17 protein-coding genes are annotated in these 18,766 nt (G+C 72.5%); 10 read left to right on the forward strand and 7 right to left on the reverse strand.

The window, feature by feature from the left end; translation table 11 throughout:
• The first annotated feature begins 44 nt into the window (after positions 1-44).
• Complete coding sequence (locus tag BXA11_RS29030; RefSeq protein ID WP_076439656.1) at positions 45-1,415, forward strand: GH1 family beta-glucosidase; 1,371 nt, start codon at positions 45-47, stop codon at positions 1,413-1,415.
• A 22-nt stretch (positions 1,416-1,437) separates the two neighbouring features.
• Here the strand turns inward: BXA11_RS29030 and BXA11_RS29035 are convergent, their stop codons facing one another.
• On the reverse strand, positions 1,438-2,487 hold the full coding sequence (locus BXA11_RS29035; protein WP_076439658.1) for a LacI family DNA-binding transcriptional regulator: 1,050 nt from the start codon (positions 2,485-2,487) through the stop codon (positions 1,438-1,440).
• A gap of 188 nt (positions 2,488-2,675) precedes the next feature.
• On the opposite strand from BXA11_RS29035, the gene BXA11_RS29040 reads away from it, so the two are divergent.
• The 3 genes from BXA11_RS29040 to BXA11_RS29050 all read left to right on the forward strand — a co-directional run bounded on the left by BXA11_RS29040 (position 2,676) and on the right by BXA11_RS29050 (position 4,532).
• Positions 2,676-3,209 carry a GNAT family N-acetyltransferase gene (locus BXA11_RS29040; RefSeq protein ID WP_076439660.1) on the forward strand — a complete coding sequence of 178 codons (534 nt, stop codon included), beginning with the start codon at positions 2,676-2,678 and terminating at the stop codon, positions 3,207-3,209.
• Positions 3,210-3,257: 48 nt separating this feature from the next.
• Entirely contained in the window at positions 3,258-3,701 is a 444-nt protein-coding gene (locus BXA11_RS29045; RefSeq protein WP_076439662.1) for a protein-tyrosine phosphatase family protein, read from the forward strand.
• Positions 3,702-3,779: 78 nt separating this feature from the next.
• Positions 3,780-4,532 carry a sulfite exporter TauE/SafE family protein gene (locus BXA11_RS29050; RefSeq protein WP_239105250.1) on the forward strand — a complete coding sequence of 251 codons (753 nt, stop codon included), beginning with the start codon at positions 3,780-3,782 and terminating at the stop codon, positions 4,530-4,532.
• Here the strand turns inward: BXA11_RS29050 and BXA11_RS29055 are convergent.
• Positions 4,517-4,708 carry a hypothetical protein gene (locus BXA11_RS29055; protein ID WP_076439664.1) on the reverse strand — a complete coding sequence of 64 codons (192 nt, stop codon included), beginning with the start codon at positions 4,706-4,708 and terminating at the stop codon, positions 4,517-4,519. The genes BXA11_RS29050 and BXA11_RS29055 overlap by 16 nt on opposite strands.
• A gap of 17 nt (positions 4,709-4,725) precedes the next feature.
• Here BXA11_RS29055 and BXA11_RS29060 point away from each other — a divergent pair, with 17 nt between their 5' ends.
• Both BXA11_RS29060 and BXA11_RS29065 read left to right on the forward strand, forming a co-directional pair.
• Positions 4,726-5,481, forward strand: a complete 756-nt coding sequence (locus BXA11_RS29060) for a hypothetical protein (protein ID WP_076439666.1) — start codon at positions 4,726-4,728, stop codon at positions 5,479-5,481.
• Between the two features lie 153 nt (positions 5,482-5,634).
• Positions 5,635-5,844, forward strand: a complete 210-nt coding sequence (locus BXA11_RS29065) for a hypothetical protein (protein WP_030509859.1) — start codon at positions 5,635-5,637, stop codon at positions 5,842-5,844.
• A gap of 15 nt (positions 5,845-5,859) precedes the next feature.
• Here BXA11_RS29065 and BXA11_RS44905 read toward each other — a convergent pair whose 3' ends face one another.
• Genes BXA11_RS44905 through BXA11_RS29080 form a run of 3 tightly spaced genes read right to left on the reverse strand, consistent with a single transcriptional unit; the run spans position 5,860 to position 10,937 of the window.
• Positions 5,860-7,977 (reverse strand): S9 family peptidase, encoded by a 2,118-nt coding sequence (locus BXA11_RS44905; protein WP_239105249.1) that lies wholly within the window; start codon positions 7,975-7,977, stop codon positions 5,860-5,862.
• Positions 7,977-9,758 carry an N-acetylglutaminylglutamine amidotransferase gene (locus BXA11_RS29075; RefSeq protein ID WP_076439668.1) on the reverse strand — a complete coding sequence of 594 codons (1,782 nt, stop codon included), beginning with the start codon at positions 9,756-9,758 and terminating at the stop codon, positions 7,977-7,979. Before BXA11_RS29075 ends, BXA11_RS44905 begins: the two co-directional genes overlap by 1 nt.
• 3 nt (positions 9,759-9,761) lie before the next feature.
• Positions 9,762-10,937: a carboxylate-amine ligase gene (locus tag BXA11_RS29080; protein ID WP_083744657.1), complete on the reverse strand. Its 1,176-nt coding sequence runs from the start codon at positions 10,935-10,937 to the stop codon at positions 9,762-9,764.
• Between the two features lie 214 nt (positions 10,938-11,151).
• On the opposite strand from BXA11_RS29080, the gene BXA11_RS29085 reads away from it, so the two are divergent.
• The 4 genes from BXA11_RS29085 (at position 11,152) to BXA11_RS29100 (ending at position 14,651) form a co-directional block, all read left to right on the forward strand.
• Positions 11,152-12,546 (forward strand): cellulose binding domain-containing protein, encoded by a 1,395-nt coding sequence (locus BXA11_RS29085; protein WP_076439671.1) that lies wholly within the window; start codon positions 11,152-11,154, stop codon positions 12,544-12,546.
• 254 nt (positions 12,547-12,800) lie between these two features.
• Complete coding sequence (locus BXA11_RS29090; protein WP_076439673.1) at positions 12,801-13,685, forward strand: universal stress protein; 885 nt, start codon at positions 12,801-12,803, stop codon at positions 13,683-13,685.
• Between the two features lie 99 nt (positions 13,686-13,784).
• Complete coding sequence (locus BXA11_RS29095) at positions 13,785-14,270, forward strand: DUF6194 family protein (RefSeq protein ID WP_076439675.1); 486 nt, start codon at positions 13,785-13,787, stop codon at positions 14,268-14,270.
• Between the two features lie 72 nt (positions 14,271-14,342).
• Complete coding sequence (locus BXA11_RS29100; RefSeq protein ID WP_030509852.1) at positions 14,343-14,651, forward strand: MTH1187 family thiamine-binding protein; 309 nt, start codon at positions 14,343-14,345, stop codon at positions 14,649-14,651.
• Between the two features lie 26 nt (positions 14,652-14,677).
• Here the strand turns inward: BXA11_RS29100 and BXA11_RS29105 are convergent, their stop codons facing one another.
• Positions 14,678-15,361, reverse strand: coding sequence for an endonuclease V (locus BXA11_RS29105; RefSeq protein WP_076439678.1), 684 nt, complete (start codon positions 15,359-15,361; stop codon positions 14,678-14,680).
• 125 nt (positions 15,362-15,486) lie between these two features.
• A complete protein-coding gene (locus BXA11_RS29110) occupies positions 15,487-18,441 on the reverse strand; it encodes an immunoglobulin-like domain-containing protein (RefSeq protein ID WP_159454853.1) in 2,955 nt (984 codons plus the stop codon).
• Positions 18,442-18,766: the final 325 nt, after the last annotated feature.

Raw genomic sequence — 18,766 nt, forward strand, 5'->3', positions numbered from 1 at the left:
TCGACCACCTTCACCACCACCGTCGAACTAAGGAGAACCAGCGAATGGAGCCGCAGCGCGGCCATGTCCCCGATGTAACCGCTTTCACCGATTTCGTCTGGGGCGTCGCCACCTCGGCCTACCAGATCGAGGGCGCGGCCCTCGAGGACGGCAGGCTGCCCTCGATCTGGGACACCTTCTGCGAGGTGCCCGGGGCGATCGACGGCGGCGACACCGGACACGTGGCCTGCGACCACTACCACCGGTGGCGCGAGGACGTCGGCCTGCTCGAACGACTCGGCGTGGACGCCTACCGCTTCTCGGTGGCCTGGCCCCGCGTGGTGCCCGACGGCACGGGACCGGTCAACCCGCGCGGGCTCGCCTTCTACGACCGCCTCGTGGACGCCCTGCTCGACGCCGGCATCCGGCCGTTCGCGACCCTCTACCACTGGGACCTGCCGCAGGCGTTGCAGGACCGCGGCGGGTGGCCCGAGCGCGACACCGCGCAGCGCTTCGCCGACTACGCCGCCGTCGTGGCCGAACGGCTCGGTGACCGCGTCGCCGACTGGACGACGGTCAACGAGCCGCTGTGCTGCTCCTGGCACGGGCACCTGGAGGGCTCCATGGCCCCCGGCGTGCGAGACCTGGAGGCGGCCGTCCGCACCTCCTACCACCTCCATCTCGGGCACGGCCTCGCGGTGCAGGCCGTACGGGCCGCGGCGCGGCTCACGCCGTCGATCGGGATCGTCAACAACCTCAGCCCGATCGACCCCGCGACCGACAGCGAGGAGGACCACGCCGCCGCGCGGCGCCTCGACGGGCACGTCAACCGGTGGTGGCTCGACCCGGTCACCGGCCGCGGCTACCCCGAGGACATGCTCGCGGTGTACGGCGTCGACCTGCCGATCCGGCCCGGCGACCTGGAGACGATCGCCGCCCCGCTCGACTACCTGGGCGTCAACTACTACTTCCGGCAGGTGGTCGCGGCCGACCCCGAGGGGCCGGTGCCGTACGCGCGGCAGCTGGAGGTGCCGGGGGCGACGACCACGGCCATGGGCTGGGAGGCCGACGCGGGCGGTCTTGAGCGCCTGCTGGTGCGCCTCGCCCGGGAGTACGCCGCGCCCCGTCTGTACGTCACCGAGAGCGGGTCCGCCTGGCGCGACACGGTCGGCCCCGACGGGACCGTGGACGACCCGGAGCGCCTGGCCTACCTGGAGGACCACATCGCGGCCTGCGGCCGGGCCATCGAACAGGGGGCGCCGGTGGCGGGCTACTTCGCGTGGTCGCTGCTGGACAACTTCGAGTGGGCGTACGGATACGACAAGCGGTTCGGCCTGGTGCACGTCGACTACGAGACCCAGGCGCGGACCGTGAAGTCGAGCGGCCACCGCTACGCCGAGATCATCAAGGCGAGCAAGGGGCTGCGCGTGGCGTGAAAGACGCGGCGCCGGTGGTTCGTCAGGCCGACTCGCGGACCACCAGCGTCGGCTGCACGATGACCGAGGTGACCCGGAAGTCCGGGTCCGCGACCTGCGCGAGCAGCAGGCGGGCCATCTCGGCGGCCATGTCCTCCATCGGCTGGCGCACGGTCGTCAGCGGCGGGCGGCAGGTGACCGCGGCGCTGTCGTCGAACCCGATCACCGCGACGTCGTCGGGCACCCGGCGCCCGAGGTCGCGCAGCGCGAGCAGCGCGCCCTGCGCCATGAGGTCGTTGGCGGCGAAGACGCCGTCGATGTCCGGGTGCTCCTTGATGAGCCGGTGCATGCCCGCCTCCCCGCTCGCGGGCATGAAGTCCCCCTCCACGGCCGGCACGTACGGGTGGCCGTGCCCGGCCATGGCCTCCTGGAACCCCGACAACCGGTCCTGCGCGGCGGGCACGTCGAAGGGGCCGCTGATGGTGGCCACCCGGCGGCAGCCGCGCGCCACCAGGTGGTCGGCCGCCAGCGCCGCGCCGGCCCGGTGGGCGAGGTCGACGTAGCTGATCGGGATCGGCCGGGCGGGCCGCGCCCACAGCACGGCGGGCAGCCCGGCGTCCACCAGCAGTTTCGGCAGCGGGTCCTCGCCGTGCGTCGAGACGACCAGGGCGCCGTCGGCGCTGCCCTGCCGGAGGAAGGACACGACGTCGTCGCGGGTCTGCGCCGAGTCCGCCAGCATCAGCACCGGGTGGATGCCCCGCGGCCGCAGGTATCCCACCACGCCGCTGGCGACCCGGCCGAAGAACGGGTCGGCGAAGACGCGGGACTCGAACGGCTCGCCGCCCTCCGCGTCGCCCGCGCCCGACACGACCAGCGCGACCGCTCCCGTACGGCGGGTGACGAGGGAACGGGCGGCCCGGTTCGGCACGTAGCCGGTGGTCTCGATGGCGCGGTGCACCGCCTCCTGGATGTCCGGCGCGACGTTGCGGATACCGTTGATCACGCGCGAGACGGTCGCCCGGGACACTCCCGCCACACGGGCCACGTCCTCCAGCGTGGGGGCTCCCGACATGTGCGGGAGATCGGTGCTCATGCAGCCATTTATAGCACGAGGTGGAGAGCGCTCTCCGGTTCTGCGAGGGCGGCCGGGCGGCCGTGGTCACGGGCCGGAATGCGATGATTCGGGCCACGTCCACGCCGCCGGAGCAGGCGAGGGGAACGTCCTGCCGCCCGGCGCGAGGCCGCCATCACTCGAACGACACGTGAGGAAGACCGACCGCGATGCCCGACCACCTGGCCCTTCGACCCGTGACGGAAGCCGACCTGGACGCCTTCGACTCGGCCTTCCAGAGCGAGAGCGGCGCGACCCCGCACCAGTGGTTCGGATTCACGCCGAACATCGCGCTGCGGGAGGCGCTGCGCACCCGCGGGCTCCTGGCCGGAGCCGACAACATGCTCTCCGTCACGGTGGACGGCGAGCTCGCGGGGCGGGTCGAGTGGCTGGAACGGCGCTGGGGCCGCCGTGACACGTCGCTGTGCTGGGAGATCGCGGTCGGCCTGCTGCCGGACTGGCGGGGCAGGGGAGTCGGGACCCGGGCCCAGCGGGAGCTCGTCCGCTACTTGTTCACGCACACGCGGGTGGAACGCGTCCAGGCGACCACCGACCCGGAGAACACGGCCGAGATCCGGTGCCTGGAGAAGATCGGGTTCCGGCTGGAGGGCGTGGTCCGGCGTGCCCAGTGGCGGGGCGGGCGCTGGCACGACCAGCTCCTGTTCTCCATCCTGAGGGACGAGTTCGGCCTCGCGTCCGGATGAGCCCGAAAATCCGCTGCCGGGGCGGCGCGGCGGAGGGCAAGATGAGGCATGCCCATCGATGATCTTCCTGGTGCCATCCGGCTTCCCGACGGCACCCCGGTGCGGGGCCGCGGCCTGAGACGCGCAGTGCCGCCGGGCGCCCTGCCCGACCACGGCCTCTATCTGGGCAGCCGGCGGCTACGGCACAAGCACGACCACGCCCTCACCTGGCCGCACGAGTGGATCGACTGGCCCGACTTCCTCCTGCCCCGCGACCGGGAGCACGCGATCGGCCGCATCCGGGCGCTGCACGCGCACGCGCGGGCCGGCCGCCGGGTCGAGGTCGCCTGCGGCGGGGGAGTCGGGCGCACCGGCACCGTGATCGCGTGCCTGGCCGTGCTGTCGGGACTGCCCGCCGACCGGGCCGTCGCCTGGGCCCGGGCCGAATACCACCCGCGGGCCGTGGAGACACCCTGGCAGCGCCGCTGGGTGCTGCGCTTTCCCGCGTCCTGACAGGCGGGCCGCGCCGCCGGGCGTCCGGACGAGGAGGCCGGTAGCGGTCGTCCGAAACCCGTATGGTTGGGTGCCTTTGTGCTTGTGGACGTGCTGGGGCTGGCCGGGATCGGCCTGGTCGCCGGAGTGGTCAGCACGGTAGTGAGCCTGGCCTCGATCGTGTCGTACCCCGCGCTGCTGGCCTTCGGCCTGCCGCCGCTGGCGGCGAACGTCACCAACACGGTCGCGCTGCTGTTCACCGGTGTGGGAGCGGCGGCCGGGTCGAGGCCCGAGCTGGCCGGCCAGGCACGTCTCGTCGGCCGCCTCGGACTCGCCGCCGGGCTGGGCGGCGCGGCCGGCGCCGGGCTGCTGCTGGTGACGCCGCCGCGGACGTTCGAGATGGTCGCCCCGGTGCTGGTCGCGGGCGCCTCGCTGCTGCTGTTGCTGCGTCCGCCGCGTCCGGGGCGGGTGAGCCTCGGCGGGGACAGCGGCCTGGGGCTGCGCGCGGGCGTCTTCTGCGTCGCCGTCTACACCGGCTACTTCGGCGCCGCCGGCGGGATCATCATGTTCGCCGTGCTCGCGGCGGCGCTCGACAGGCCGGCGGTGGGCGTCAACGCGGTCAAGAACGTCGTCTCGGCGCTCGCCAACGCCGTCGCCGCCGTCTGGTTCGCCGTCCTCGGCCCGGTCGACTGGGCGGCGGTGGGCCCGCTGGCCGTGGGGTTCCTCGTGGGCGGCTGGCTCGGCCCCGCGGTCGCGCGCCGCCTGCCCGGCCAGACGCTGCGCCTCGCCGCGGCCCTCTGCGGTCTCGCGGTCGCGGTCAAGCTCGGCGTCGACGCCTACCGCGGCGGCTGAGCGGCGATCCCTGGCGGCTCCGCCGCGGCGACCGCCTCGGCGTGCCGGGCCCGCAGGCGCTCCCGGATCTCCTCCGGCGTGTACGCACGCCGCCGGCGCTCGGCTCGGGCGATCACCACACCGGTCGCCGCCACGCCCGCGAAGGCCGCCAGACCGAGTATCTTCCACCAGCGCATGTGCCTAGGCTACTGCCGTGGCTCCTACGCGGATAAGTCTCGACAAAGCGCTCGAACTGGCCCGCACTGGCGACGTCTGGGTGTTCCGCGGACGCAGTGCGCCGGACCGCGCCATCCAGGTCACCACCAACAGCCCGGTGAACCATGTCGGCATGGCCGTCGTCATCGAGGACCTGCCGCCGCTCATGTGGCACGCCGAGCTCGGCCGGTCGCTGCCCGACATGTGGTCGGGCACGCATCAGCGCGGCGTCCAGTTGCACGACATGCGTGACGCGGTCTGCGTCTGGGCGGCCAGGTATGGCCAGCGCGCCTGGCTGCGGCAGCTGGAGCCGTCCGCGACCAGGGAGATGGAGGACGCCGTCCTGCGGACGATCGCGCGGCTGGACGGCACGCCGTTCCCGTCCACGGCCCGCCTGGCCGGCCGCTGGCTGCGCGGGCGGCTGCCCTCGCTGCGCCGCGCGGCGCGAGACGACACGCGAGGCGGCGCGCGAGACGCCACGGGGGACAGCACGGGCGACGGCATGTGGGAGGGCGCGCGGGAGGGTGCGGGCGACGGCGCCGGGGACACCGCGCCCGATCGTGCGCTGGAGACGGCCTACTGCGCCGAGGTCGTCGCCGTGACGTACGAGGCGATGGGCCTGCTGCCCGCCGGCCGCCGGCCCAACTGGTATGACCCCGGGAGGTTCTGGAGCGGCGACAACCTCGTGCTCGGCGGGGGGCACCGGCTGGGCGGAGAGATCGCGGTCGAGGTCCCCGGCGGCGAGGCGCCCTGACGGGACGCCGGGGGGACCGGTCACATCTACCCGCCGGTACACGCTTGTTGTGAAGTTTTTCTCGCGGCGGTCAACCTAGAGCCGCCGAGGCGCGTCAGGTGTAGGCACCGTTCGTCCAGACCCGGAGGGCAGAGCCCCATGCCTACTCCTGAGATGAGACGCGAGGATCTCGCCGGAGCCCCCGACCGAGAGCGGCAGGCGCGTCTCGCGCTCGACGCTCTACGCCGCCAGGGTCCAGAGGCGGTGCAGGAGGAGACGCTCCGCATGAAGTCCGAGTTGCTCCGGATGTACGGCTGGGAGGGGTACCAGCTGGTCATGGCCAAGATGGAGAGCGACCTGGCGCGGCTGCACGAGTCGCGCTGAGAGCCGCCGCGGGGGTCACCCGGAGGACACGCCGGTCAGGCGCGGTCCGAGCCACTCGGTCACCCGCCGCACGAACGCGACCCGGTTGGCCCGCCGCCGGATCTCGTGCCCCTCGTCCTCGAACAGCAGCAGTTCGCAGGGCACGCCCCGGGCCCGGGCCGCGCGCACGACCTGCTGGGCCTCGTACACCGGGACGTTGGTGTCCCGCGCGCCGTGCACCACGAGCAGGGGAGCGGCCAGGCGGTCGAAGGCGTGCAGGGGCGACAGGGCGTGCAGCAGGTCGCGGTCGGCCTCCGGATGGCCGTACTCGCTCACGGCGGCCGCCGCGATCCACGGCTCCGTACGCTCGTAGAAGGTGGCGAAGTCCGCCATCCCGCACACGTCCACCCCGGCGCGGAAGAGCCGCGGATACGTGACGAGCGCGGCCAGCGTCAGGTAGCCGCCGTACGACCAGCCCAGGCACGCGAGGCGGGCGGGGTCGGCCAGCCCCGCCCGCACCAGGAAGGCGGCGCAGTCGGCCACGTCGTCGACGGCGCGGAAACGCAGCGCGTGGTTGTCGGCGTCGCGGAAGGCCCGGCCGAATCCGGCGGAGCCGCGCACGTTCGGCGCGAACACGCCGATGCCGGCGGCCACCAGGCACTGGTACAGCGGGGTGAACGCCGGTCGCTCCTGGTCCTCGGGCCCGCCGTGCAGGAAGACCGCGTACGGCGCCGGGCCCAGGGCGCCGGGCGGCCGGTAGAGCCATCCGCTGAGCTCCAGCCCGTCGCGGGCCGGGAGGCGCACGAGTTCGGCGTCCACGGCCCCGGCGAGCCGCCCGGTTCCGGCGACCGGCAGGTATCGGCCCGTGTCGAGGTCGCACAGCACGACGTGCGACGGCTGGGCCGGTCCCTCGACGGCGAGGGCGGCCGTCCGGCCGTCCGCCGAGAGCCTGATCGAGGAGACCACCTCACCGGGCGGAGCAGGGAGCGGGCGTCGCGCCCACCCGGGGCCGCCGCCGGCCGTGCCTCCGGGGCCCCCGGGGTCCGCGGCGGCCTGCGCGTCCCCGTGTCCGCTGCGCGTGGGAGCGGAGCCGACGCGTCCGGCGTCATCGGGGCCACCGCCGGGGCCACCGCCCGCGTCCAGCACCTCCAGTTCCGAGCGCCCGGCCGCGTTCCACACCAGCACGAGGCGGCGGCCGTCCACGCTGAGCGCGAAGCGGTCCAGCTCGGCGTCCCGCCGCTCGGCCACCGCGACCGGCCCGCCGATGAACTCGCTGACGGGCCCGTCGAGTGGTACGGCGACCAGCGCGGCGCGGTCCCGGCCCGCGTCGCTCAGCAGGTAGGCGGTTCCGCCGTCGGGGGAGAGCCGGCCCTGCTCGGTCGACCCGGGCAGGCCGGCGAGCAGCGACCGCTCGGCGACGCCCCCGGACGGGCCCGCGCCGCCTCGGGACATGCCCGCGCCGCCTCGGGACATGCCCGTGCCCCTTCGGGACAGGTCCGTGACGCTCCCGGGCGGGCCCGTGTCACCCCCGGGGAGGTGCCCGCCGCCCGGGGACAGGTCCGTGACGTACATCCGCCGGACGCCGCGCGGACCGTGCCGCAGCAGCACCCTCGCGTGGTCGCGGCTGACCGCCTCCGGGTGCAGGAGCGGCCCGGCGGCGACCGTCTCCCGGCTCCCGGTGGCCGCGTCGACCAGCAGGGCCTCGGTCGAACCGGCCGGCGAGACCTCGGCCACCAGGAGCAGATCGCCCCGGCCGGTCCAGCCGACGAACCACGCCGACCCGCCCTCGGGCGCGGCCAGCGGGCGCAGGTCGCCGCCGTCGCTGCGGACCGTCCAGACCTGCGTGTGCTCGCCGCCGCCGGGTGCCACGAGCACGGCCAGCCGGTCCCCGGCAGGTGACCAGCTCACGTCGGCGACGGGTTCGGGCCCGGTGTCGACGACCCGTGCCCGCCCGCCCGGTCCCACCGGCTGGACCCAGACCCGCGGCGCGCCGTCCCTGTCGCTGACGTACGCGACGGCGCGCCGGTCCGGCGCCGGGGCCGGCGTCCAGCAGCCCCAGGCGTCGAGAAACCCGGCGTCGAGAAACCCGGCGTCGAGAAACCCGGCGCCGGGGAACCCTGCGCCGGACCCAGCGCCGAGGAGGTGCTCCGCCATCAGATTCCTTGCGCTTGCAGCCACATCTCGAGCAGTCCGAGCTGCCACAGCACGTTGACCCCCGTCGTGGTGCGGTGGGCCTCCCGGTTCTCCAGCAGCTCCTCGACGTACGCCTTGTCGAACAGGCCGCGGGAGCGCGCGGCGGGCGCGGTGAGCGCGTCGCGCACCATATCGAGGAACGGCCCGTCGATGTGCCGGATCGCGGGCACCGGGAAGTAGCCCTTCGGCCGGTCCACGACCTCGCGCGGCAGCAGCGCCCGGGAGGCCTCCTTCAGGATGCCCTTGCCGCCCCCGGCGAGCTTCAGCTCCGGCGGGCACGCCGCCGCGAGCTCGACCAGCTCGTGGTCGAGGAACGGCGTGCGGGCCTCCAGACCGTGGGCCATGGTCATGTTGTCCACGCGCTTGACCGGGTCGTCGGCGAGCATCAGCCGGGTCTCCAGGCGCAGCACCGCGTCGAGCGCCGTCTCGGCTCCCGGCCGGTCGAGATGGCGGCGGATGACGTCGGCGCTCACGTCCTGGTCGATCAGATGGCCGGGCGCGACGATGCCGGCGAGGTCCTCGTGCGGCCGGTCGAAGAACTCCCGGGCGTACGTCGCGAATGCCTCCTCGCGCGGCACGGCGGCCAGCGGCGGGAACCAGCGGTATCCGGCGAACACCTCGTCGGCGCCCTGCCCCGACTGCACGACCTTGACGTGCCTGGCCACCTCACCCGACAGCAGGTGGAAGGCGACGCAGTCGTGGCTGACCATGGGCTCGCTCATGGCCCGCACCGCCTCCGGCAGACCCGAAAGCAGGCGGGAGTCCTCGATGAGGATGCGGTGGTGGTCGGTGCCGAAGCGCTCGGCGACCAGGTCGGAGTAGCGGAACTCGTCCCCGGCGTCCCCGCCGGCCGCAGGGAACCCGATGCTGAACGTCGACAGGTCCCGCTGGCCCTCCTCGGCGAGCAGGGCCACGATGACGCTGGAGTCCAGCCCGCCCGACAGCAGCACGCCCACGGGCACGTCCGCGACCATGCGCCTGCGTACGGCGGCGCGCAGCCGGTCGAGCACGGCCTCGCGCCAGTCGTGCGCGTCCATCCCCTCGTATCGCGGCAGGCGGGTGAAGGGCGGCTCCCAGTAGACCGTGTCATGGGAGGTCCCGTCGGCCTCGACCGTGCGTACGGTCGCCGGAGGCAGCTTGCGCACACCGGCGAGGATGGTGCGCTCGCCGGGCACCAGCGAGTGGAAGGTCATGTAGTGGTGCAGCGCGACGGGGTCGATGTCGGTGCTCACCCCGCCACCGGCCAGCAGCGCGGGCAGGGTGGAGGCGAAGCGCAGCCGCCGCCCGTCTTGCCAGACGTACATCGGCTTGATGCCGAGCCGGTCGCGGGCGAGTGTCAGCCGTCCCGTCGCCGGTTCGAAGACGGCGAAGGCGAACATCCCCGCGAAGCGGTGCACGCAGTCGGGTCCCCAGCGGTGGAACGCCTTGACCAGGACCTCGGTGTCGGAGCCGGAGAAGAAGCGGTATCCCTCGGCCCGCAGCTCGTCGCGCAGCTCACGGTAGTTGTAGAGGCAGCCGTTGAAGACCGCGGCCAGGCCGAGGGAGTCGTCCGCCATCGGCTGGGCCGCCTTGTCCGACAGGTCGATGATCTTCAGGCGCCGGTGGCCCAGGGCGACCGGGCCCCGCGCCCACAGGCCCGACCCGTCCGGACCGCGATCGTGCATCGCGTCGGTCATCCGGCCCACCGCGCCGATGTCGGCGCGTCGCCCGTCGAACCGGATCTCGCCGGTCAGTCCGCACATGTCCTATCTCCCCGCCGCCGCGAGCCGCCGGTCCCCGTATCTCGTGTCAGCAAGGGTTCTCGTCCCGGCCGGGGATCTCGTCTCGGCCAGCAGCAGGTCCACCACGTCGGTCAGGCGGCCGCCGCGCCGGAACGCCTCCCGTTGCCGGGCCGCCGATCCGCCGTCCGCCAGCGCGCGGGACGCCAGCGACGAGACGAGGGCCCAGTCGCCGGACTCCTCCAGCTGCGGCCGGAGCCCCTCCACCATCCGGCCGACGACCGTGCGGGCCGGCCGCGGCACGCCCTCGACGGGATCGACCAGCTCGCCGTCCAGCCCCGAGCGGGCCGCCCGCCAGGAGGCGGCCCGCACCAGCTCCGTACGCACGGACTCCTCGGCCGCGGAGCGCGGCCCGCCTGCGGCGAGGGCGTCCAGCTCGCGGCTGACGAGCGCGCGGAACAGCCCGGCGATGAGCACGATGTCGTCCACGCGCGGACAGGCGTCGCACACCCGCAGCTCGACGGTCGGCACGTGCGCCGACGGCCGGACGTCGAAGTAGAGCATGCCGGGGTCGCTGATGACCCCCGACCGGATCAGCTCGTCCACCATCGCGTCGTACTCCTCGGCCGACTCGAACCGCGCCGCCGGTCCCGCGGTGGGCCAGCGCTGCCACACCATCGACCGGAAGCTCGCGTAGCCGGTGTCGGCCCCCATCCAGTACGGCGAGCTGCAGCTCAAAGCGAGCAGCGGCGGCAGCCAGGGAGCCAGCCGGTGCGTGACGGCCACCGCGAGGTCGCGGTCGCGCACCTCGGCGTGCACCTGTGTGCCGCAGATGAGCTGCTCGCGGGCGAGTGCCTGGTAGTCGGCCAGCATCTGCTCGTAGCGCGGATCGGGGGAGATCTTCATCGTCTCGGGATCGACCAATGGGACCGTCCCCGCGGCGACGATGCCCAGGCCGAGCCCGTCCGCCGCGGCGACCGCGTCGGCCCGCAGCCCGGTCAGCTCGCGGGAGAGGTCCTCCAGACTGGTGCACGGGCGGGTGTTGGCCTCCACGACCGAGCGGTGCAACTCCTGGGTGAACCGGTCCGGTGGCAACTGCTGGAGGAGCAGGCCGGCGCGCGGGACGAGTTGCCGGGTCCCCAGGTCCACGACATGGAACTCCTCTTCGACGCCGACCGCCATGCCGCGTGCGAGGTCTGTCATGTAGCCGCTCCCCCAGGCCGATGAGTGATTTCGCGTCCTCTGCCCCGAAAGTCGGCTTATGCACGTCTCTGGTTTGGGATGGTGATGAAAGTTACAGGCCTTCACCGAGGATCGCCCAGCTCACCGGGATGGCCCGCGTCGGCGCCTTGACCTGGCCACCGCCCCGCGCCACGATCTCGGCGTTCCTAGCCCTACCGTGAGCGCAGGGAGCCCGATGACCGGCCGCGCAACCTCCGTCCGACGCCGCATCTGGGCGGCCGCCGTCGCCGCAGTGCTGCTCACCGCCTGGCCCGCCGCGACACCGGCGGGCGCGGTCGACGACCCGCCCGCGCCGGTGACCGGCAGCGCCACCTACTTCGACGGCCTCGGCTCGCCGTACGGCGGCTGCGGCCTGCCGCAGTCGGAGCTGGACTCGCAGGACTTCGTCGCGCTCAACGTGTACGACACGCCCGGCGACTACTCCTTCTACCCCCGGCCGCTCACCGGCGCGAACGCGTCCAAGGCCGGGCTGTGGAACAACGGCCTCAACTGCGGCCGGTATGTGAAGGTGACCGTCTCCGACTACTGCACCGGCGTCAACGACGGGGCGCCCGGCCAGGCGTTCTGCCGCAACGGGTCGTGGGTCTCTGACGCGTACAACGGCGCGACGCTCACCATGATCGTCGCAGACAGCTGCGGCGACTCCAACGGCTGGTGCCGCGACGACCGGTATCACCTGGACCTGTCGAAGCCGTCGCTCAACAGGTTCGTCAAGAACGGGTCGCCGGTCGGGGACATGTACCCGAACCACTGGAACAACCGCCACATGACCTGGTCGTTCGTCCCGGCGCCCGGCTACAGCGGCGACATCAGGATCGGGTTCATGAAGGGCGCGCAGGCGTGGTGGCCCGCGATCGCCGTCTCCCACCTGCCCAACGGCATCCACGGGGTGGAGTACTACGCCGACGGCGCCTGGAAGCAGGCCCAGATGAACTCCGACATGGGCCAGTCGTACATCATCGGCGGGGTCACACAGGGATCGACGCAGTTCCAGATCCGGGTGCGCGACGCGTCCGACGCGCTGGTGAACGGCGGCCGGGTCTACAGCTTCGCCCTGCCCGCGTCCTGCGGATCGCAGTGCGGCGCGGACTACACCGCGGCGAGCTACACCACGACCACGCCCAGCGGCTCGCCGTCGCCGTCGCCGTCCGTGTCGCCCTCCGCCTCGCCGTCCGCGTCTCCTTCCGTGTCCCCGTCCGCGTCCCCCTCGGCGTCGCCCTCGCCCAGCCGCAGTCCCAGCCCCAGTCCCAGCCCGTCGCCGTCGGCGAACCCGGGGAACTGCCAGGTGACCTACCAGGTGGCCAGCTCCTGGCAGGGCGGGTTCACGGCGAACGTCACGGTCAAGAACACCGGCGCGGCGGCCTGGCCGAACTGGACGGTCACCTGGGACATGCCGTCCGGAGTGAGCCTCGTCAGCGGCTGGAGCGCGACCGTGACCTCCAGCGGCGGCCGCTGGACGGCCAAGGCGCCCTCGTGGGCGCAGAACCTGGCGCCCGGCGCGTCGGCGAGCTTCGGCTTCCAGGGGTCCGGCCCCTCCTCGCCGGGGGCGAGCGGGTTCACCTGCTCCTGACCCTGCGGCCTGCCCCCGCCCCTCCCCGTCTGTTCCCGACCTCCGGCCGGCTCGCGCGCCTCGTCGCCACGCGAGCCGGCCGCTCCATATCCGCCCGGGGTCCGCCCCGGGTGTCCTGCCCCGAGCCTGTCCTGGGGGGTCTGCCCCGGTGTGTGCCGTGGGGGAGGAGGAAGGTCCCGCCGGGCGGGGACCAGCGGCCCTGCCCCGGACGAGGCCCAGGCGGTCGGATAGGGGCAGGAGCAGAAGGAGGAGCCATGACCGAACCCGTCATCGTGGGCACCGACGGATCCCGTGCCGCGGCCGCCGCGGTGGAATGGGCCGCCGGCGACGCGGCGCGCAAGGGCCTGCCGCTGCGGATCGTCCACGCGGTGGACCGCCTGCCGTACGAGATCGCGCGCTATCCCGTCCCGATCGAGGACCAGCTCGACCGGGCCGGCCGCCGCATCCTGGAGGAGGCGGAAGAGGCCGTGCGGGAGATCCACCCGGCCGTACGCGTGACCACCGCCATGATCGAGGGCGACCCGTCCCGGGTGCTGCGTCAGGAGGCCGGGAACGCGGCGGAGGTCGTGATCGGCAGCAGGGGACACGGCGGGTTCACCGGCATGCTGCTCGGCTCGGTCGGCATGCACGTCGCCGGTCAGGTCGACGCCCCCGTCGTCGTGGTGCGTGCCGGAGTGCCGGCGTCCCACGGGCTGGTCGTCGTCGGTGTCGACGGCTCCGCGGAGGCCGGCGCCGCCCTGACCTACGCGTTCGAGGAGGCGCGGCTGCGCGACTGCCGCCTGCTCGCCCTGTACGCCTGGCAGCTTCCGGTGCACCCCTTCGCGCCGGAGATCACCTACGACGTCGACGAGGTGCGCAAGGCCCACGAGGACTGCGCGGCGGGCGCGCTGCGGACCCACCGGGACCGGTATCCCGACGTCGCCGCGGAGATGCGGGCCGTCTGCGCGCATCCGGTCACCGCGCTGGTCGAGGCGGGAGAGAAGGCCGACCTGCTCGTCGTGGGGTCGCGAGGGCGCGGCGCCGTCGGCGCGGCGGTGCTCGGCTCGGTGAGCCGGGCGGTCCTGCACCACGCGCACTGCCCCGTGGCGGTGGTGCGGCCTACCCGGACCGGAGCGCGGAGGCCCTCACCCACGAGTTGAGGGTTGACGAGCGATCATCGGCGAAATCCGGGAAAAAGTCTCATACAGGACTTGAATGAGAAACTTGAAGGAGGAAATCCAGCGAGAAAAGGACCTCGTGTGACCGAGAACGACGTCATCGAATTCGTGACCGGCCTGCCGGGTGTCGCCGCCTTCACCGCCGCGGAGGACAACGGCGCGCCGCGGGCGGCATGGGGAGACACCTTCTTCTACTACGACCCCGACGACGAGCCGGCCAACCGGAAGATGCCCTTCGCCACGATCGTCGTGAAGGATTACGAGGGGTTCGACACCGCCTCCGACCTGAACCGGCCCGGCGTCTTCCGGGTCAACGTCGGGGTCGGCCGCGCCGTGTTCGAGGAGCTGCTCGGTTATCCGCCGGCCGCGCACGCCGACCGCCACGAGGCGCTGGACTACCGGGTGCCGGACCGGATCCTGCCGCACCCCGTGTACGCCGCCCAGTCGTGGATCTGCGTGCTCAACCCCGGCGACGGCACCGCCGCGCGGGTGCGCGCTCTCCTCACCGGCGCGCACGCCCGCGCGGCCGCAGGCCACAGGCCGGGTGAGCGCACCACTCGGGCGTGAACCACCCGCACCCGCCGCCGCCCGCCGGCGGGTGTTAGCGTGGCCCGGGGATGCGATCTTCGAGGAGGTTTCATGTCGGTTCTCGTCGCGTTCAGCGTCACGCCGATCGGCGCCGGTGAGGACGTCGGCGAGATGGTGGCGGAGGCGGTGCGCGTGGTCCGCGCGTCCGGGCTGCCCAACCGCACCGACGCCATGTTCACCACCGTCGAGGGGGAGACGTGGGACGAGGTGCTCGCCGTCGTCAAGGACGCGGTCGCCGCCGTCGAGGCCCGCTGCTCCCGCGTCAGCCTGGTGCTCAAGGCCGACGCCCGCGCCGGGCAGGACAGGCTCGACGCCAAGGTCGCGACCGTCGAGCGCCACCTGGCCGAAGGCGCCTCCTGATCACGTGCGGGGACGCGTCGCCGTAGTCAGGTGGAGGCGGCCAGGGCGGCCTTCAGCGCCGTACGCGACAGCCGGTCGGCGGCGCGCGTCGTCTCGGGGAGCCGGTGACGCGGGGTCAGGGCCAGCACGTCGTGGCAGGCGGTCTCCAGGTCGACGCGGTGGCCGACGGAGACGAAGACCGGCTTCACACCGTCCCGGGTACGCAACACCCGGCCGGCAACCCGGCCGTCCAGAAGCAGTTCGCTCCACGAGCCGCGTTCCCGGCCGGGCGGCTCGAAGGAGCCGACGAAGGCCGTCTTGCCGACGCCGATCGTGGGCAGGCCGGTGAGCACCCCGAGGTGGCAGGCGAGGCCGAACCGACGGGGATGCGCCAGGCCGTACCCGTCGCAGACGATCAGGTCGGGTGTGACGGTGAGCCGCTCCAGCGCCTCGACGAGGCTGGGCAGTTCGCGGAAGGCGAGCAGGCCGGGCACGTAGTCGAAGGCGGGCCGTCCCCGCGCCGTCACCTGCTCGACCACGTCCAGGGTCGTCCCGTCGAGCACCACGACCGCGGCGGCCAGCAGGTCGTCGGCGTAGGCCACATCCACCCCCGCGACCAGGGCGGGGTCACGGGGACCGGGGCCGCTCAGGTCCAGCCGGGGCCGCAGGGCGTCCTGGATCGCCTCCGCCTCCTCCGCCGTGGCCGGAGCGGCGATCGAACAGACCTTCATGGGGGGAACGATAGACGCCGTCCCCATACGCGGAAGAGCCGGAGCGGCGTCGGGCAGGGCGATACCCGCGCAGACCGGTCGTGGCGGGCCGGCGAGGATGAGCTCGCCGGCCCGCCACTCGCCGGCTACCGAACCGTCAACTTCTGGTAGTCGGCGGCGTGGGGCTGGTAGGTCGGGTTGCCGGAGTAGGCGACGTGGACCGGGTACACCCCGCGCTGCAGATCGGCGGTCCGCAGTGTGACGACGGCCTCGCCGTCCGCCAGCGGCACGACCTGCACGGTGCCGCCGAAGGTGACGGTGACCTCGCCGGTCGGGGTCGGAGCGTCCTTCTTGTGCCCGCCCGCCGGCCCGACGGTCACGTTCAGCGTGAACGTGTCCCCGCGGACAACCGACGCCGGCGCGGTTTTCGCCTTGACCTTGACGGCGTTGGGGCCGGAGGGCACCTGGAACGACGCCGTGCCCTCCGATGCCTTCAGGTAGTCGAAGCCGAGGTACTCGGCCTTGACCGTGCGGGCGCCCGAAGGCAGGCCCGCCGGCAGCGTGACCGTGGCCGCGCCGTCCTTCAGGTGGGCGAGCTTCGACCACGAGCCGATGCTGAACCGCACCTGACCGCCGGTCTCGAACCCGTCGGCCGCCTTGACCGTGGCGGTGGCCGTGGTCGTCTGGGCCCCGCTCGCGTACGGCTCGACGGCCACCTCAGTGGTGGTCGTGACATCGCTGTTCGGGATCCCGCGGATGTCGTTCCACTCGCGGAGGGTGATCGGGATCACGGTGCCGTGACGCGGACGTGCGACGCCCGCGTTGGTCATCGTGATCGCCTTGGCGTTCCAGGTCGGAGCCTCGATGTTCTCGTGGCACGCGGCCTGGTATCCACCACCGTTCGTGTACCGGTCACCCCAGAGGTAGAACTGGCCGGGGCAGGAGGTGTCACCGGGGTTGGCCTTGAAGATGATCGGCCCCTCGTACCCCTGGTTGGCGGCCCACGTCGTGCGCCCCAGAGCCGGAGCGACCAACGTCCAGTGGTTGATGTCGCTGTCCAGGAAGTCGGTGTGCTTCTCCGAGAAGATGTCCGAGCCCTGGTTGCCGGCCTCGTTCTTGGTCACGCGGTAGTACTGGTCGCCGACCCGGATCGCGGTCGTGTCGATCCGCGACAGAGGGGCCGGGTTCTGCCAGACCTTGGGATCGGAGAACGTCTGGAAGTCGCGCGTCGTGGTGTACCACATCTGCGCGTTCCCCTGACCGGTGCGGTTCACGGGGTCGTTCCACAGTGACTGCGCCCAGAAGACGGCGTAGGCGCCGATCTCCTCGACCCACAGCGACTCGGGTGCGAAGGCGTTGCCCGCGTTGTCGGGCGCGACCTTCACGTGTCGCTGAGGGGTCCAGTGCACGAGGTCGTGCGACTCGAACACCTCGATGTACTGGGTGTCGTTGATGGCGTATCCGCCCTGGTCGTACCAGTTCAGGTCGGTGGCGATCATGTAGAACGTGTCGCCGTCGGGTGAGCGGACGATGTGCGGGTCGCGAAGGCCCTGGTCGCCCAGCTGCGAGATGAGCGACGGCCGGCCTCCGGTCAGACCGGTCCAGTCCAGAGCGGTGTTTCCGTTGGACGTCGCGAACATGATCTGCTCGCCGTCGGCGATCCCCTCGCCCTTGAAGTACCCCATGAAGTACCGCTCGTACTCCTCGGAGCGGGGCATGGCGGTGATGGTCACCGGGAACGACTTCGTCTTCGAGGCCGAACCCTTGGTGATGGTCGCCGTCAGGACGCCCTCGACGTCCGCACGGCCGAAGGCCGGGCGGGTCACCTTACCCGTCGGGGTGACGAGGTCGGTGGTCGACTTCCAGGTGATCGCGGATCCGAACTCGCCGGTGGCAGGGAGGTCCAAGTTTCCGCGCACGTGGTCGGTGGCGTGCAGGGCCAGGTCGAACGTGTCACGGTCGACCGCCTGCGCGTCGTCGAACTCGGCCTTCACCACGATGGGGATCTCCCGTGTGGTGACCTCCTGGGCGCCCTTGCGGACGGTCGCCGTGAGCGTGGCCGTCGCGTCGGGCTGCCCCTGGGCGGGCCGGGTGATCTTGCCGGTCACCGCGACCTTGCGCGCGCTGTTGACGGCCGGCGGGGTGTAGACCTGGACGACCGACGGGTCCGAACTCGTCCACGTGATGGTCGAGCCCGCCGTGGAGCCCACCTTGGGCAGTACGATGTCGCGGACGATCGCGCTGGTCAGACCGAGGTCGATGGCCTCGGCGTCGGCGCGCACGCCGTCGGAGACGGTTCTTTCCGCCAGGGCGAGTGTCTCGTCGAGGCTCACCGCCCGGTCGTAGACCCGGAAGTCCCTGATCGTTCCGCGGAATGAGTAGTGGCCCGACGTCTGCGAGCGAGCGAGGAAGTTGCAGTTGGTGCCCGCGGCGTTCACCGACGGCGGCGTGGTCAGGTTCGCCGACGTCGCGTGCAGCACGCCGTCGAGGTAGAGCCTGCCGGTCCAGCTCGTGCCGTTCGCGTTCAGCGACTGGGTGTAGGTGACGTGCGTCCACGCTCCCTCGGGCATGCGGACCCGATTCTGCTGGATGTTCGCCGAACCCACCGCGACGCGGAACCGCTGGGTGTTCGACGCGAAGATGGAGCCCTGGGCGCCGGTGTCGGCGTCGCACGAGCCGGACTTCGCGCCGAAGCTCCACATCTGGTGCTCGCCGACGTTCGCCGGGTCGATCCGCACGTCATAGTCGACGGTGAGGTTCGACATGCCGGCGGTGATGTCGTCCGGCAGGGCCACGTACGCGCCGTCGAGGGCGCTCTCGTAGGAGTCGGGGTTGAACCTGACTCCGTCGCCGGTCAAGGTCGCCTTCTCCGGATGCACGAGCGTGGCGTTCGCCGCCGGGCCCGCGCTACCCGAGTTGACCAGCGTCGTCCCACTGGTCTCGTCGAGGGCGAAGTGGTGCACCAGACCCTCGTCGAGCTTCTCCTCGGCAGCCTGCGAGGGCGTCGCCGCGAGCGAGACCGAGAGAAGCGCACCCAGTGCCAGGCCCGCGACACCTCTGCTCGTGCGACTCAGCCTGCGACGTGACGTTCGCTGTCGCAATATCAATCGATCCTCCCTGCGGGTATTGAATGCCGACACTAACCTCCAGTCGCAGCGAAAGATAGCGTTAACATACGCAGACTTTGTGGGCCGAACGATGAAAGTTGCGCGGGACCTCGCTAAAGGTCGCGCTCCGATTCTGATTGCCGGCTGCCTCCCGCCTGCCGAGGCCGGATGCGACTTCATTGCGCATATTGCAACGCATGGAACGTCATATGCAATTTGCTCTTGACATCGGTGGGCGTCCACCTACGATCATGGCAACGGTCAGGTCCGATTCGTTACGTCTGACCACTTTTCACTCTTCGGAGGGAGAGCAACGTGC

The sequence above is a fragment of the Microbispora rosea genome, assembly GCF_900156315.1.
GTDB classification, from domain to species: domain Bacteria; phylum Actinomycetota; class Actinomycetes; order Streptosporangiales; family Streptosporangiaceae; genus Microbispora; species Microbispora rosea.

Bases quoted from the DNA above. Each gene is read 5' to 3' on its own strand.
- BXA11_RS29105 (WP_076439678.1), bottom strand. From the start codon at position 15,361: ATGAAGGTCTGTTCGATCGCCGCTCCGGCCACGGCGGAGGAGGCGGAG.
- BXA11_RS29045 (WP_076439662.1), top strand. From the start codon at position 3,258: ATGCCCATCGATGATCTTCCTGGTGCCATCCGGCTTCCCGACGGCACC.
- BXA11_RS29055 (WP_076439664.1), bottom strand. From the start codon at position 4,708: ATGCGCTGGTGGAAGATACTCGGTCTGGCGGCCTTCGCGGGCGTGGCG.
- BXA11_RS29065 (WP_030509859.1), top strand. From the start codon at position 5,635: ATGAGACGCGAGGATCTCGCCGGAGCCCCCGACCGAGAGCGGCAGGCG.
- BXA11_RS29085 (WP_076439671.1), top strand. From the start codon at position 11,152: ATGACCGGCCGCGCAACCTCCGTCCGACGCCGCATCTGGGCGGCCGCC.
- BXA11_RS29030 (WP_076439656.1), top strand. From the start codon at position 45: ATGGAGCCGCAGCGCGGCCATGTCCCCGATGTAACCGCTTTCACCGAT.
- BXA11_RS29100 (WP_030509852.1), top strand. From the start codon at position 14,343: ATGTCGGTTCTCGTCGCGTTCAGCGTCACGCCGATCGGCGCCGGTGAG.
- BXA11_RS29075 (WP_076439668.1), bottom strand. From the start codon at position 9,758: ATGTGCGGACTGACCGGCGAGATCCGGTTCGACGGGCGACGCGCCGAC.
- BXA11_RS29090 (WP_076439673.1), top strand. From the start codon at position 12,801: ATGACCGAACCCGTCATCGTGGGCACCGACGGATCCCGTGCCGCGGCC.
- BXA11_RS29035 (WP_076439658.1), bottom strand. From the start codon at position 2,487: ATGAGCACCGATCTCCCGCACATGTCGGGAGCCCCCACGCTGGAGGAC.
- BXA11_RS44905 (WP_239105249.1), bottom strand. From the start codon at position 7,977: ATGGCGGAGCACCTCCTCGGCGCTGGGTCCGGCGCAGGGTTCCCCGGC.
- BXA11_RS29040 (WP_076439660.1), top strand. From the start codon at position 2,676: ATGCCCGACCACCTGGCCCTTCGACCCGTGACGGAAGCCGACCTGGAC.
- BXA11_RS29080 (WP_083744657.1), bottom strand. From the start codon at position 10,937: ATGACAGACCTCGCACGCGGCATGGCGGTCGGCGTCGAAGAGGAGTTC.